The organism is Thiohalomonas denitrificans (assembly GCF_900102855.1).
GTDB classification, from domain to species: Bacteria; Pseudomonadota; Gammaproteobacteria; order Thiohalomonadales; family Thiohalomonadaceae; genus Thiohalomonas; species Thiohalomonas denitrificans.
In genome coordinates, this window is sequence record NZ_FMWD01000009.1 from 93383 (window position 1) to 108011 (window position 14629).

The window sequence follows — 14629 nt, forward strand, 5'->3', positions numbered from 1 at the left end:
GCGCTGTCGGACCGGTCAAACCATCCACTCTTCGAGGATCTGGTTGGGCGGCAGCGGTGCCACCTGAAGTTCGCGGGTTTCGCCATTGGGAGGCGTAACGGAAATGGTCACCGACTCGGCCATGCGATCCTTGGAGTAGCGTGCGGTTATACGGGCCGCCAGCTGCAGATCATCCTCACCGAGCTCCCCGTCCACCAGCACCAGGGGACCCGGGCAGCTGACGGTACGCAGTGCCGTGAACTGCTTGCGGTACCCTTCCAGAAACTGGTTCTCGCCATCTTCGCGGCCGACGATCAGTTTGAAATGAGGGGCGGGCCGGATATGACGGCCAACCTTCAACAGCATGATGTCGTCCAGCTCGTACTCACGGTGGCCCTGGGCCTGCCACAAGTCTGCCAGTTTGCGGGAATAGACCTCGTCGGTCAGGAAACAGCAGCCGCCGGCGGGGGTGGCCCAGTCCTCAAATCCAAATTCCCTGGCCAGGGCAATCTGCGGTTTGCGGGTGCGCCCGGAAAAATCATGCAGCTTTTCGCGATCCACCCATCCCTCGCGCTCGGGCAGGGTGGCGGGCAGATTCTTCGCACAGAGGGGGCGCAGTAGACGGTCCTCGGCACCCGACTCATTGGCCACCACGGGCATGGTATCGGCACGCTGGGACATGGGACGCTGTCCGACCACCTCGCCGGTGATGATGAAGTCGAAATCGTGCTCCTCCATCCACTCCAGCGCCTTTTTGACCATGAAGATCTTGCAATCCAGGCAGGGATTGAGGTTGGCGCCGTAGCCGTGCCTGGGATGAAGGAGAACCTGCTTGTACTCCTCGATGATATCGACGATATGCAGCTTCATGCCGAGCTGCTCCGCCGTCCACAGGGCATTGTTGCGCTTCGGTTTGGCCTGATCCTTTTTGCGAATGGCGTGGGTATGGCCCTCCACGCAGAACCCGGTGAAGAAATTGATGCCTTCGACATGGATGCCCTGCTCCTGGACGACTTTGGCCGCCAACATGGAATCCAGGCCACCCGAGATGAGCGCAACGGCTTTGAGCTGTTTGTTCTGCATAGTCACCAAAAAGGGGTTCGACTTTCGTTTAGAGCAGGCCATTTTACCAGACCGGCGGCGCGAGGTCGGGCTTTAACCCGGCACACTCGAATGAGGCGGCCTGAAAGCCGACCTACAGGCTTCTGTCACTCCTGCGACACCGCTGCCTGTGATCCACGATGCAGCCCCGCTATAATGGCCGTTTCCATTCGGAGCCGGTTGCACCCGCGGAGTTCCATCGGGCTATCGGTTTTCGGCAATTGCCATCGATAAAAGGTGGGTTCTTTTGAGCACCGACAAGATTTCCGCCAGGGATGTTTCCACGTTTCAGGGGCTGATACTGACCCTGCAGGAGTACTGGGCCAGCAAGGGATGCGTCCTGCTGCAGCCCTACGATATGGAGATGGGGGCCGGTACCTTCCATCCCGCCACCTTCCTGCGGGCCCTCGGCCCGGAACCCTGGAGCGCCGCCTACGTCCAGCCCTCGCGCCGGCCCACCGACGGCCGCTACGGCGAGAATCCCAACCGCCTGCAGCACTACTACCAGTTCCAGGTGGTCATCAAGCCCTCGCCACTCGACATTCAGGACCTCTATCTGGATTCACTGCGCGTGCTGGGTATCGACCCGCTGGAGCACGACGTGCGTTTCGTGGAGGACAACTGGGAGTCGCCCACCCTGGGCGCCTGGGGCCTCGGCTGGGAGGTGTGGCTGAACGGCATGGAGGTGACCCAGTTCACCTACTTCCAGCAGGCCGGCGGCCTAGAGTGTCGCCCCGTCACCGGCGAGATCACCTACGGCCTCGAGCGCATTGCCATGTACCTGCAGGGTGTGGAGAGTGTGTTCGACCTGGTGTGGACCGACGGTCCCCTGGGCAAGGTGACCTACGGCGATGTGTTCCACCAGAACGAGGTGGAGATGTCGACCTTCAATTTCGAGCAGGCGGATGTGGAGAGCCTGTTCGGCCATTTCGACTTCTACGAAAAGGAGAGCCAGCGGCTGATCGAAACCGGCCTGCCGCTGCCCGCCTACGAAATGGTCCTGAAGGCATCACACACCTTCAACCTGCTGGACGCCCGACACGCCATCTCCGTCACCGAACGGCAGCGCTATATCCTGCGCGTGCGCGCCCTCGCAAGGGCGGTGGCCCAGGCCTATTACGACCGGCGGGAGGCCCTGGGCTTCCCGATGCTGAACGGCGGTTAGCCACGGAGGAAGCAGTCATCGATGGCGACGACCCTCACACGCCGGATTATTGGTGCTGTTGTAGAGGTCCACAAAACATTAGGGGCCGGGCTCCTCGAACGGATTTACGAAGGAAGCAGGCTTAAAACGAGCGTTGCTGATGAATTTCGGAGAGCGGCGGCTTATCAGCAGTATCAAAAGAATATCTCTGTGCGCTCTGTGGCTTAAGGAATTTTTGATTAGATATGACAAAAACATCGGACCTGTTGGTCGAGATTGGAACCGAAGAGCTGCCGCCCAAGGCGCTCAATGCCCTGTCCAGGGCCTTTGCCGGAGGCATTGAGGAGGGCCTTGGCAAGGCGGACCTGAAGCCGGCCAGCGTGACCCGCTATGCCAGTCCGCGCCGGCTCGCGGTCCTCATCCGGGACCTGCCGTTGGGGCAGGCGGATCGGGAGGTGGAGCGCCGCGGCCCGGCGCTGACCGCGGCCTTCGATGAACAGGGCGTGCCTACGCAGGCGGCGCAAGGCTTTGCCCGCTCCTGCGGAGTGGAAGTCGATGCGCTGGAGACGATGCAGACCAAAAAGGGTGCCTGGCTGGTATTCCGCAAGATGGAACCGGGACAGACCACGGCCGAACTGATTCCGGCGATCATCCAGGCCTCGCTGGACAAGCTCCCGATCCCCAAGCGCATGCGCTGGGGCGATCTCGATGCCGAGTTCGTGCGTCCGGTGCACTGGGTGGTGTTGCTGTTCGGTGACGAGGTGATCGATACCGAGATCCTCTGCGTCCGCTCAGGCCGCGAGACCCGGGGGCACCGTTTCCATCACGGCAAGCCGCTCTATATCGGCGAGCCGGCCGCCTACGCGCCACTGCTCGAAACCGAAGGCAGGGTGATCGTTGATCTCGAAACCCGCCGGGAGGCGATTCGGGGCCAGGTGCTGGAAGCGGCCAAAGAGGTCGGCGGCAAGGCGGTCATCGACGAGGACCTGCTGGACGAGGTGAATGGACTGGTGGAGTGGCCGGTGGCAGTCATCGGCAACTTTGAAAAACACTTTTTGGATGTCCCTGCCGAGTGCCTGATCTCGGCCATGAAGGAGCACCAGAAATACTTTCACGTGGTCGATGGCAAGGGTCGGCTGATGCCGCACTTCATCACCATCAGCAACATCGAAAGCTCCAACCCCGAGGTCGTTCGGGGTGGCAACGAGCGGGTGATCCGACCGCGACTGACTGATGCCGAGTTCTTCTGGAATCAGGACCGCAAGACCTCCCTGGGCGATCGCGTCGAAAGCCTCAAAAACATCCTGTTTCAGCAGAAGCTGGGCACGCTGCACGAGAAAACCGTGCGCGTCATGGTGCTGGCGAAGCAAATCGCCGGCGGGATTGGCGGTGATACCGAAAAGGCCGAGCGTGCCGCAGAAATTGCCAAATGCGACCTGATGACCGAGATGGTCTACGAATTTCCGGATCTGCAGGGGATCATGGGCCGCTACTATGCCGAGCACGACGGCGAGGACAAACAAGTCGCCCGGGCGCTCGATGAGCAATACATGCCGCGCTTCGCCGGGGACGAACTACCGGCGACACCCACCGGGCAGGCAGTGGCCATCGCCGATCGGCTGGACACGTTGGTGGGGATTTTCGGTATCGGGCAGCCGCCCTCCGGCGCCAAGGACCCGTTCGGCCTGCGCCGCGCCTCACTGGGTGTGTTGAGGACGCTCATCGAACGCGAGCTCGACATCGATCTGGCCGACCTCATCGAAACGGCAACCGCGCAGCTACGCAACGGCGGCGTTGCGGTTGCGGACGACACCGCAACTCAGGTGCTGGACTTCGTGATGGAGCGACTGAGGGCCTATTACCAGGACCAGGGCATCGCTCACGACACCTTCGATGCGGTACTCGCGCGCCGGCCGACCAACCCGCGTGATTTCGACCAGCGCATCCGGGCGGTCAACGCCTTCCGCGAGCTCCCGGAGGCCGAGGCACTGGCCGCGGCCAACAAGCGCATTCACAACATTCTGAAAAAGGCCGAACAAGCCATTCCCGATAAGGTGGACACCGGTCGGCTGCAAGAGGCCGAGGAGAAGGAGCTTGCCGACGCGGTGGAGAAGGCCGCAGCCGAGGTCGGCCCCCTGTTCACCGAACGCCGCTATGAAGAGGCGCTCAAGCGCCTGGCCGCCCTGCGAACCACCGTCGATCGCTTCTTCGATGAGGTCATGGTCATGGCGGAGGACCCGGGAGTACGCGAGAATCGCCTGGCGCTGCTGAAACGCCTCGGTGATCTGTTCCTCGGGGCAGCCGATATCTCACGGTTGCAGAGCTGATTGGTGTTTTCAAAACCACAGAGAACACAGAGGGGGTAGCCGCGAAGGCGCAGCGGAGCCTCGGCCCGGTAGGAGGCGCGCCCCCGCGGCGAATTTTTGCGGTGAAGATTCCAAGAGGGTAATCAATGGATCACGACTCCTACGATGCAATGCTTGCCGCCGTACAGGCATTCCATGACAAGCACGACTTCAAGAACACAGGGGGTGAAGAGCTCACCTATCGAATCGCGCTGATGGTAGAGGAGCTGGGCGAGATCGCCGAGTGCATCACCAAGGGCAAGCCCCGCGAGGAACTGGCGGAGGAGGTCGCCGACCTGTTCATTCTCCTGATCGGTACCGGCATCGCCGCGGACTTCGATCTCAAGCAGGCCTTCTGGGAGAAAATGGAGACCCTGATGCAGCGCAAGTCGAAAATGATCGATGGGCGCATCCGGGTCTCGGAGTTCCGGGGCCAGGATAGTTAGATCCTCACAAGGCATGCACATCCACAGGGGACACGAAGCACAAAGAGAGAGGAGTTTCATGAAAAACTCTCTGTGTTCTCCGTGGTGATGGGTTTTCATCCCCGTGTCCCCCGTGGTTGATAAACTCCATGCCGGGTCTCGGCGTATCGGTAATAAGGGCCAAATCAATGAAGCTGGTCATTCTCGACCGGGACGGAGTCATCAATGAGGACTCCGACGATTACGTGAAGTCGCCCGAAGAGTTCAACCTCATTCGCGGTAGTGCCGAGGCCATCGCGCGTCTCAACCAGTCCGGATACCGTGTCGCGGTGGCGACCAATCAATCGGGTATCGCCCGCGACTATTTCAATGTAGATGCCCTCAATCGAATGCATTCCAAGCTTCGCCGGGAACTCGGCAAGGTGGGTGGCGAGATCGAACTGATTGCCTATTGTCCGCACGGGCCGGACGATGCCTGCGCCTGCCGAAAACCGGAGGCCGGGCTGCTGAAGGAGATTGGCGAGCGTATGGGTGTGGATCTCGAGGGTGTCCCGGCCATCGGGGATTCGCTACGCGACCTTCAGGCCGCCCGAGCGGTCGGTGCCCGTCCGATCCTGGTGAAGACCGGAAAGGGTCAGCGGACGCTGGAGAGTGCCATTGAGACCGACCTCGAGGGGGTTACGGTTTTTGACGACCTGGCAGCGGCAGTCACCGCCATCCTGGAGGAAGGCTGAATTGTACGGCGTGCGCTCGTTGATCTTTTATGTGGGGCTTACCCTGGTCACGGTGATCTATGTAGTCATCCTGGCACTGCTGTTGCCGTTCCCGGCGCGGATTAGAAACCGTTCGCTAACCGGCTGGAGCGGCTTCGTGTTGTGGTGGCTGGGGGTCAGCTGCGACCTGCATTTCCGTGTGGAAGGGCGGGAAAACATCCCTCCCGGTCCCGCCGTGGTTCTCGCCAAGCATCAGTCCGCCTGGGAGACCATCGCCATGCAACAGGTATTTCCCGCACAGACCTGGGTACTGAAACGTTCACTGCTCTGGATTCCCTTTTTCGGCTGGGGCCTGGCCATGACCCGACCGGTGGCGATCGATCGTGGCGCGGGGAAAAAGGCGCTGCGGCAGGTCATCGAACAGGGCACCAGACGCTTGCGGGCGGGCTTGTGGATGATCATCTTTCCCGAAGGAACCCGCGTGGCGCCCGGCGAAAAGGGGCGCTATGCCGTCGGTGGCAGCATGCTGGCGAAGCAGGCGGGTGTACCGGTGGTCCCGGTCGCTCACAACGCAGGGGCCTATTGGCCCAAGCAGGGCTTCACCAAAAAACCCGGCATCATCACCATCGCCGTCGGCCCGACCATCGATACCCGGGATCGCACTGCGGCCGAAGTCAACCGGAAAGCCGAGGCCTGGATCGAAAGCCGCATGGCCACACTCCCCACCTCGTAATAGATTCACTCTAAGAATCAGTCTCACGTGATATACTGATTCGCTGACACCGCGGCCCCGTGTACCGCGTCCTCCAGATCTCCATCCGAAACACCCTCGGAATCCATTACCTTCTGACGCCAAACGGCGCCAGGGGCAGGGTTTGCGTGTGGAATGACGAAATAGGCGAATCTATGCACAACCATCGTACAACCATTACCCAATTTATTATCGAAGAGCAGCGTCAAATACAGGGCGCCACAGGTGACTTCACATCCCTCCTCAACGACGTGGTCACCGCCTGCAAGGTCATCTCCAATCTGGTCAACCATGGCGAGTTGGTAGGGGTGCTGGGCACTGCCGGCTCCGAGAACGTGCAGGGTGAGGATCAGAAGAAACTGGACATCCTCTCCAGTGAGATCTTTCTGAGTTCCAACGAATGGGCCGGTCACTGTGCAGCAATGGCCTCGGAGGAGATGGAGGACATCTACCAGATCCCGAGTCGCTATCCCAAGGGTAAGTACTTACTTACCTTCGACCCCCTCGACGGCTCCTCCAACACCGACGTCAATGTCTCGGTGGGCACCATCTTCTCGATCCTGCGCTGCAAGGGAGATTGCGTGAACCCGACGGCAGAGGATTTCCTCCAACGGGGTACCGAACAGGTAGCCGCAGGTTATGCACTGTATGGGCCGTCGACCATGATCGTCCTGACCACCGGCAATGGCGTGAACGGTTTTACCCTCGATCAGAACATCGGTGAGTTTATACTCACCCACCCGGGGATGACTATTCCACCGGACACCCGGGAGTTTGCCATCAATGCCTCCAACCAGCGTTTCTGGGAAGAGCCGGTAATGAGATACGTCGACGAATGTCTGGCCGGCACCGACGGCCCACGCAAACAGGACTTCAATATGCGCTGGATCGCCTCCATGGTGGCGGAGGTCCATCGCATCCTCACTCGCGGGGGCATCTTCATGTATCCGCTGGACGAAAAGATGAAGGCTGCCGGCAGGGAAGGCAAGTTACGGCTGATGTATGAGGCCAATCCGATGGCTCTGATCATCGAGCAAGCGGGAGGCGCGGCCACCACCGGGCGTGAGCGCATCCTGGATCTGCAACCCGCGACCTTGCACCAGCGCGTACCGGTTATCCTCGGTTCCAGAAATGAGGTCGAGCGCGTGACGGGTTATCACGGCTGACTTGCGACGCCTGGCTCAAGGGGAGCTGAAGCTTCCCTTGAATTTCGAACCACGGGGACCACGGGGTAAAACAGGTTGTTCGGGTTTTGTCTCCCCCGTGCGCCCCGTGGTTACAGGATTCGGGTCTGCGCAACGAGGGAGATCCGACTCACAAGAGAGTTGCTGTGTCAGATATCCAGATTGGAGACCGAAAGCGCGTTGCTCTCGATGAACTCACGACGCGGTTCCACCTGATCCCCCATCAGGGTCGAGAAGATTTCATCAGCAGCGATGGCATCTTCGATCCGCACCTGCAGAAGCCGACGGGTCTCGGAGAACATCGTGGTCTCCCAGAGCTGTTCGGGATTCATCTCACCCAATCCCTTGTAGCGCTGAATGTGTTGACCCCGTTTGGCCTCTTCGAGTAGCCAGTTCAATGCTTCACTGAACGTGCTCACTGGATGCTTCTTCTCGCCGCGCTGGACAAAGGAACCTTCCGTCAGCAACCCGTCGAGCTGTTCTCCGAGCGTGCGAATCGCGTGATATTCCGGCATGGCGAAAAATTCCGCGACATAGGTGTAATCGGTCGACACGCCGTGGCGCCACTCTTTGACAATAGCGGCACTGATCGCACCGTCCGGTTCATGCCTAAAGCGCAGCTCGTAACGGGTCTCACTACTCTGCTCATTGAGACGTTCTACCAGCTGACCGAAGTACGGCTCGGCCTCTTCCGGCCGACGGAAAGACGCTTCCGAAAGACTCGGCAAGCTAATCATCTGCTGTAGCGCGCGGCTGTTATAGCGCCGTGACAACCGCTCGATGCCCGCCATCACCGCTTGATACTGGTTGGCGAGCTGCTCTAGGCCTACACCGGTCAGTGGCGGTGCATCAGGACTGATAAACAGTTGGGTATTGTCGATGGCCTGACTGAGCAGATAGGCATTGAGTTCCAGATCATCCTTTACATAACGCTCCTGCTTGCCCTTCTTGATCTTGTAAAGGGGCGGCTGCGCAATATAGATATGGCCACGCTCGACAAGTTCCGGCATCTGCCGGTAAAAGAAGGTCAACAACAGGGTACGAATATGCGAGCCATCGATATCGGCGTCGGTCATGATGATAAGACGGTGGTAACGCAGCTTGTCGGGATTGAACTCCTCTTTGCCGATCCCGCATCCCAGCGCGGTAATCAGGGTACCGACCTCGGCGGATGAGAGCATCTTGTCGAAGCGTGCCTTCTCGACATTGAGGATCTTGCCCTTGAGCGGGAGGATCGCCTGGTACTTGCGATCTCGTCCCTGTTTGGCGGAACCCCCGGCGGAATCACCCTCGACAATGAACAATTCGGACTTGGAAGGATCCCGCTCCTGGCAATCGGCCAGCTTACCCGGCAGCCCGGCCACATCAAGGGCACCCTTGCGCCGCGTCATCTCCCTGGCCTTGCGTGCCGCATCGCGTGCACGGGCGGCATCGACCACCTTGCCGGCGATAATGCGGGAGTCCTGCGGATTCTCCAGCAAGAATCCGGACAGGTGTTCGGAAACCAGGGACTCCACCAGGCCCTTCACCTCGGAAGAGACCAGCTTCTCCTTGGTCTGGGAAGAGAATTTCGGGTCGGGAACCTTGACCGACAGCACGGCAGTGAGACCTTCACGGGCGTCATCCCCGGTCGGGTTCACCTTCATCTTCTTGGCCAGCCCTTCGGACTCGATGTATTGGTTGAGGGTTCGGGTCAGCGCACCACGGAAACCCGCCATATGGGTTCCGCCATCCTTTTGCGGGATATTGTTGGTGTAGCAGAAGATGCTCTCCTGGTAGGAGTCATTCCACTGCATCGCCAACTCCACCACTACTTCCTCTTTTTCAGCCGTAAAATGGAAGACGTTGGGGTGGAGAGGCGTTTTTTTCTTGTTCAGATGTTCGACGAACGCGCGAATACCGCCTTGGTACTCGAAAACATCTTCCTTGTCGGTACGCTCATCCTGAAGATGAATCCGAACACCAGAGTTCAGAAACGAGAGCTCGCGCAGCCGCTTGGAAAGAATGTCGTAGTGGAATTCGGTGTCGCGGAAGATGGCAACGCTGGGTTTGAAGCGGATTTCAGTGCCGTTGGTAGAGGCCTCCCCCACAGCCTTCAAGGGTGAGACAGGTTCTCCCAGCCGATACTCCTGCTGATAAAGCTTGCCATCACGGCGGATCGTCAACTTCAACTCCTCGGAAAGGGCGTTGACGACGGAGACACCGACGCCGTGCAGACCACCAGAGACCTTGTAGGAGTTGTTGTCGAATTTACCCCCGGCATGCAGGACCGTCATGATCACTTCGGCGGCCGATTGACCCTCTTCGTGCATGTCGGTGGGGATACCACGACCATTGTCCCGAACGGTGACCGAGTCGTTGCTATGGATGATTACATCGATCTGGCTGCAGTAGCCGGCCAATGCCTCATCGATAGAGTTATCGACCACTTCAAAAACCATGTGGTGCAGACCGGTCCCGTCATCGGTATCACCGATATACATCCCCGGACGCTTGCGAACCGCGTCCAGCCCTTTCAGGACCTTGATCTTGGAAGAATCGTAACTTTCGCTCATACAGGGCTCCCGTCCTCTAACCGACGTATTGTATCATTTTCCCGGCCTATTCCCCGCTGTTCAGCGGGAAAGTTTCCGCTGTTCACAAAACCTTCGAAAGTCCCGCGATTTTGAAGAGAGAAATAGCCTCACTGGCCTGAAAAGGGGCTGTCCTACTCTCGTAACATACGGCGATTTTCTAACCCGAAGTATTTACCGCAAAGACGCGAGGCTTTGATTACGATGCATCTTGCATTTCGTCACGACTCTGTCGTTTACGTTGTTGTTCGATATATTTCGATAAAACATGGAATTCTTAGCTTCTTTGCGGTGGATTTGTGAATTTTCCGGGCTAACAGCGGGAGCTAACACGACCGTGTTCCACGTGGAACATTTTGCTGGACGACCAGGTTTCACTCCCGATCAGGGCGGCATCGGTGGTCGTCACAAAGATCTGGAGATCCATCTGGCTCAGTTGCGCCAACAGCATGTCTCTCTTCTTGTGATCGAGCTCTGCGGGTAGGTCATCAATCAGTAATACTGCTGACCGGCCGGTGGCCGCCTGAAACACGTCCAACTGAGCCAGCCGAAGCGCCATTACCATCAGCTTTTGTTGTCCCCGGGACACCACTTCGGATGCTGGCCGCCCTTCGGTCCGGATCTCCAACTCCGCGCGGTGGGGACCAAGGGTTGTGTATCCGAACCGCTCATCCTTCTCACGCCCTGTCCGCAGAGCCTCATGGAACGGCTCGTTCCCCCACCCGGTTTTCAGCCCTATCGTAATCTTCACGTCCTGCAGCAGGGTTTTCATGTATTGCTCGACCCGGGGCGCCAATGTATCCACATAACGCTTCCGCTGCGCCGTGATCTCATTGCCAGAGACGGCCATCTCTCTTTCCCAAACGACAAGACTGGCACTACTGGCCCCCTGCTTCAGCAGTGCATTCCTCTGCCGAAGCGCTCTTTCGTAGGTCAGCCAATGCCGATGAAACGTCTGTTCCACGTGAAACACGCCCCAATCCACCAGCGCCCGGCGCCGACTGGGGCCTCCACTAACGAGCGCATGACTTTCAGGTGTAATTACCAGGAGGGGAAGCAGCACTGCCAATGCCGAGACGCCTTGTACCCGCTGTCTATCGACATGGATTTCGGTCTTTTCCCGATTACTCTTTTTGACACCCAGACGGTGGGTAAATTCGTTTTCCCTTCCTTCGCCAAACACCAGCAAGGCGTCAGCGTCCCTGTTTACCACCTCCCTGGTTTTCCGGGTCCGGAACGAACGCCCCTGTGCGAGAATGTGAATCGCCTCCAGCAGACTCGTTTTACCACTGGCGTTCGCCCCTTCGATGATGTTCAGTCGCGCGTCCGGCTGGATGGTTACATCATCGAGGATCCGTACGTGCCTGACTTGCAGGCGCGTCAGTTTCATTATCAGCCCGAAAATCCGGAAAGGGTAGAACCGGCGTAAGGTCCGGGAGACACCGAACCAAATTCACTGTGCGGGAAAGACGGGTCCAGGCGCGGACCCGTCATGGGAAGGATGTAGAGGAGGAACCGGCCCCGTACAGGCAACGATATGTCATATCGGTAACCCATCCGGATCCTACAATCGCATCGGCATCACGACGTAACGGGACTCTTCATTTCCCACCCCTCGAACCAGACAGCTACTGTTCGGGTCACTCAGGGTGATCTCCACCTCATCCTGGTCAATCGCATTGATTGCCTCGAGCAGATAGGCCACGTTGAAGCCGATCTCCAATGGCTCTCCCTGATACTCGACGTCCAGCTCCTCTTCCGCCTCTTCCTGCTCGGGATTATTGACCACCGCTCGCAACTGGCCGCTGCTTAGCTCGAGCCGGATCCCGCGGTACTTTTCATTGGAGAGGATGGCCGTCCTCACCAAGGCCTGCCGCAGCCCCTCGCGATCAGCGGTGACAATCTTGTCACCCCCTTTGGGAACCACCCGTTCGTAATCGGGAAATCGACCGTCGACCAACTTCGAGGTGAACCCGATATTCGGCAGCTCCACCTTGATATGATTGGTATTAAGCTGAACCCGACACGGCTCTTTCGAATCTTCCAGAAGCCGGAACAACTCCACCACCCCTTTTCGGGGAATAATCACCTGGCGTTGTTCCGTGCCGGTCTGTTCCGCCACCCGATCACTCAGCGCCAGCCGGTGTCCGTCAGTCGCAACCGTTCGCAGCGAACCTGCATTGAACTCCAGCAACAACCCATTGAGGTAGTAGCGAACGTCCTGATTCGCCATACAAAACTGTGTCTTTTCAATGAGATGGCGAAGTTCTCCCTGGGATATTTCGAACTCGAAGGCACCCGCTACCGCTTCTGTCGCTGGAAACTCTGCCGCTGGCAAGGTCGCCAGAGTGAATCGACTTTTTCCGGATCGGAGCCTTGCCTTCTCTCCATCAACCGAAATATCGATCTCTGCGCCTTCCGGAAGCGCCCGACAGATATCCATGAATTTCCTTGCTGGTAGTGTGACATCACCGGTATCGGCTCCGATCACGTTCACAGCCGCCGTCAGTTCGACTTCCAGGTCGGTTCCGGTCAGCGTAACCCTGTCCGGCTCGACGTTTACCAGAATGTTTGAAAGTACCGGCAATGTCTGCCGTTTTTCAACGACTCCACCGACGACCTGTAGCGGCCGGAGCAGCGCTTCTCTCGATATCGTAAATCGCATGTTCCCGTCTTCCCCAGACGTAATTATTAGTGGTTTAGATCTTTAACCTATTGTTATTACTATGTCCCGCATTTACTGTGAGTAAGTCCATTGTCCCTTTTTAATTCAGGACTTTACACCAACTCATAACCGCGTCTCTATCTTTGGGACCAGTTGTGTATAACTTGTTCACTGTTTCCTGTTGTCAGCGAAACGCCGAGTTATCCACAGGTTATCCCGATCATGTTGTCAGGATTCTCAACAGGTTCGCGTAATCCTCCGCGATTCGCTGGTCCTCTTCCTTTAACGATGCGACCTTCTTGCAGGCATGCAGCACCGTTGTATGGTCCCGGCCGCCGAAGGCGTCACCGATTTCCGGCAGGCTGTGATTGGTCAGCTCTTTGGCGAGCGACATGGCCACCTGGCGCGGCCGTGCAATGGAGCGATTGCGTCGTTTCGATAATAAATCAGCGACCCGGATCTTGTAATACTCGGCAACCGTCTTCTGGATGTTTTCGATGGTGACCAGTTTGGCCTGTAGTGCCAGCAGGTCGTGCAGCGCCTCTTTGGCAAAATCCACGGTAATCGGTCGACCGGTGAAGTGCGAATTGGCAACGACCCGCCGCAGCGCGCCTTCGAGTTCACGGATATTGGAGCGGATGCGCTTGGCGATAAAGAACGCCACTTCACTCGGCAGTTCGACTCCGGTCTGCAACGCCTTGCTGTTAAGAATAGCCACTCGGGTTTCCAGCTCAGGCGGTTGAATAGCGACGGTCAAACCCCAGCCAAACCGGGACTTGAGTCGTTCCTCCAGTCCGTTCACCTCTTTCGGGTAGCGGTCGCAGGTGAGGATGACCTGCTGCTGGCCTTCGAGCAGCGCGTTGAAGGTGTGGAAAAACTCCTCCTGAGAGCGCTCCTTTCCGGCGAAAAACTGGATGTCGTCGATCAACAGCGCGTCCAGTGAACGGTAGAAGCGTTTGAATTCGTTAATGGCATTTTGCTGAAGGGCCTTCACCATATCTGCAACGAAACGCTCCGAGTGCAGGTAAAGGACCTTTGCGTCCGGACGGTTTCGGAGGATTTCGTTACCTACCGCATGCATCAGATGGGTCTTACCGAGGCCGACACCTCCGTAGAGGAACAGCGGGTTGTAGGCTTCACCGGGATTTTCGGCCACCTGCATCGATGCAGCGCGTCCGAGCTGGTTCGATTTACCTTCAACGAAGGTCTGGAAAGTGTAGTTATGCTGGAGTTTGCTGCGTCGGTAGTCGGGTTTGGTGCGTTCGACCAGCGACGGCCCTTCGCCACTGACTCCCGGATCCCGCGCTACCGCGGGTGCACTTTTTGCCACCTGGGCGCGCGAGCCCACCTCGAAGGTGACCGGCAGAGTTCCGGTATCGCTGTAGGCTGCGACCAGCTCTTCGATTCTGTCCTGAAACCGTTCAGCGACCCAATCCATGACAAAGCGATTGGGGGCGAACAGGTACACCCGATCTTCCGATACCTCGGCTTGCAGCGGCCGAATCCAGGTATTGAACTGCTGGGGGGAGAGTTCGTGCTCTAGGGCGTCTAGGCATTTCTGCCAGAAACTGGGTGTCACGGAAGCGACCTTCGGTTCTAGTGTACTGTTGCATGCTGGGCGGTACTTTCAGAGCCTCCCAAAAGCGTCAGGACAAGGCGCAGCGCGCAGGCAATGGTTATTCCCTTGTCAAGCGCTGCAACGCCGTCATGGCGTTTTTGGGGGGCTCCCTTCGGGCGAGCCGCTGGCCG

Annotated in this window: 12 protein-coding genes; 7 read left to right on the forward strand and 5 right to left on the reverse strand. The window is 58.3% G+C overall.

Going from position 1 to position 14629, the window contains the following annotated elements:
• Positions 1–15: 15 nt before the first annotated feature.
• Positions 16–1062 carry a tRNA (5-methylaminomethyl-2-thiouridylate)-methyltransferase gene (locus BLP65_RS13860; RefSeq protein ID WP_092998413.1) on the reverse strand — a complete coding sequence of 349 codons (1047 nt, stop codon included), beginning with the start codon at positions 1060–1062 and terminating at the stop codon, positions 16–18.
• Positions 1063–1327: 265 nt separating this feature from the next.
• On the opposite strand from BLP65_RS13860, the gene glyQ reads away from it, so the two are divergent.
• The 7 genes from glyQ (at position 1328) to BLP65_RS13895 (ending at position 7624) form a co-directional block, all read left to right on the forward strand.
• The gene (gene glyQ / locus BLP65_RS13865; RefSeq protein ID WP_092998415.1) at positions 1328–2245 is read left to right on the forward strand and encodes a glycine--tRNA ligase subunit alpha; all 918 of its coding nucleotides are present in this window, start codon (positions 1328–1330) and stop codon (positions 2243–2245) included.
• A 21-nt stretch (positions 2246–2266) separates the two neighbouring features.
• The gene (locus tag BLP65_RS17350; RefSeq protein ID WP_092998417.1) at positions 2267–2452 is read left to right on the forward strand and encodes a GxxExxY protein; all 186 of its coding nucleotides are present in this window, start codon (positions 2267–2269) and stop codon (positions 2450–2452) included.
• 17 nt (positions 2453–2469) lie between these two features.
• The gene (glyS, locus tag BLP65_RS13875) at positions 2470–4551 is read left to right on the forward strand and encodes a glycine--tRNA ligase subunit beta (RefSeq protein ID WP_092998419.1); all 2082 of its coding nucleotides are present in this window, start codon (positions 2470–2472) and stop codon (positions 4549–4551) included.
• 125 nt (positions 4552–4676) lie between these two features.
• Positions 4677–5015: a nucleoside triphosphate pyrophosphohydrolase family protein gene (locus BLP65_RS13880; protein ID WP_092998421.1), complete on the forward strand. Its 339-nt coding sequence runs from the start codon at positions 4677–4679 to the stop codon at positions 5013–5015.
• A 167-nt stretch (positions 5016–5182) separates the two neighbouring features.
• Positions 5183–5728 carry a D-glycero-beta-D-manno-heptose 1,7-bisphosphate 7-phosphatase gene (gene gmhB, locus BLP65_RS13885; protein WP_092998423.1) on the forward strand — a complete coding sequence of 182 codons (546 nt, stop codon included), beginning with the start codon at positions 5183–5185 and terminating at the stop codon, positions 5726–5728.
• 10 nt (positions 5729–5738) lie between these two features.
• A complete protein-coding gene (locus BLP65_RS13890; RefSeq protein WP_317623061.1) occupies positions 5739–6440 on the forward strand; it encodes a lysophospholipid acyltransferase family protein in 702 nt (233 codons plus the stop codon).
• 173 nt (positions 6441–6613) lie between these two features.
• Positions 6614–7624, forward strand: coding sequence for a class 1 fructose-bisphosphatase (locus tag BLP65_RS13895; protein WP_092998427.1), 1011 nt, complete (start codon positions 6614–6616; stop codon positions 7622–7624).
• A gap of 167 nt (positions 7625–7791) precedes the next feature.
• Here BLP65_RS13895 and gyrB read toward each other — a convergent pair whose 3' ends face one another.
• From gyrB to dnaA, 4 genes are all read right to left on the reverse strand, one after another.
• Entirely contained in the window at positions 7792–10197 is a 2406-nt protein-coding gene (gyrB, locus tag BLP65_RS13900; protein ID WP_092998429.1) for a DNA topoisomerase (ATP-hydrolyzing) subunit B, read from the reverse strand.
• A gap of 331 nt (positions 10198–10528) precedes the next feature.
• Positions 10529–11605: a DNA replication/repair protein RecF gene (gene recF, locus BLP65_RS13905; RefSeq protein WP_092998431.1), complete on the reverse strand. Its 1077-nt coding sequence runs from the start codon at positions 11603–11605 to the stop codon at positions 10529–10531.
• A 174-nt stretch (positions 11606–11779) separates the two neighbouring features.
• Positions 11780–12880, reverse strand: coding sequence for a DNA polymerase III subunit beta (gene dnaN / locus BLP65_RS13910; RefSeq protein WP_092998433.1), 1101 nt, complete (start codon positions 12878–12880; stop codon positions 11780–11782).
• A gap of 220 nt (positions 12881–13100) precedes the next feature.
• Positions 13101–14459 carry a chromosomal replication initiator protein DnaA gene (dnaA, locus tag BLP65_RS13915; RefSeq protein WP_092998435.1) on the reverse strand — a complete coding sequence of 453 codons (1359 nt, stop codon included), beginning with the start codon at positions 14457–14459 and terminating at the stop codon, positions 13101–13103.
• Positions 14460–14629 lie beyond the last annotated feature (170 nt).

What these genes read in the sequence shown, in the direction of transcription:
- BLP65_RS13860 (WP_092998413.1), bottom strand. Translation starts at nt 1,062, where the DNA reads ATGCAGAACAAACAGCTCAAAGCCGTTGCGCTCATCTCGGGTGGCCTG.
- BLP65_RS17350 (WP_092998417.1), top strand. Translation starts at nt 2,267, where the DNA reads ATGGCGACGACCCTCACACGCCGGATTATTGGTGCTGTTGTAGAGGTC.
- glyS (WP_092998419.1), top strand. Translation starts at nt 2,470, where the DNA reads ATGACAAAAACATCGGACCTGTTGGTCGAGATTGGAACCGAAGAGCTG.
- BLP65_RS13880 (WP_092998421.1), top strand. Translation starts at nt 4,677, where the DNA reads ATGGATCACGACTCCTACGATGCAATGCTTGCCGCCGTACAGGCATTC.
- gmhB (WP_092998423.1), top strand. Translation starts at nt 5,183, where the DNA reads ATGAAGCTGGTCATTCTCGACCGGGACGGAGTCATCAATGAGGACTCC.
- BLP65_RS13895 (WP_092998427.1), top strand. Translation starts at nt 6,614, where the DNA reads ATGCACAACCATCGTACAACCATTACCCAATTTATTATCGAAGAGCAG.
- gyrB (WP_092998429.1), bottom strand. Translation starts at nt 10,197, where the DNA reads ATGAGCGAAAGTTACGATTCTTCCAAGATCAAGGTCCTGAAAGGGCTG.
- recF (WP_092998431.1), bottom strand. Translation starts at nt 11,605, where the DNA reads ATGAAACTGACGCGCCTGCAAGTCAGGCACGTACGGATCCTCGATGAT.
- dnaN (WP_092998433.1), bottom strand. Translation starts at nt 12,880, where the DNA reads ATGCGATTTACGATATCGAGAGAAGCGCTGCTCCGGCCGCTACAGGTC.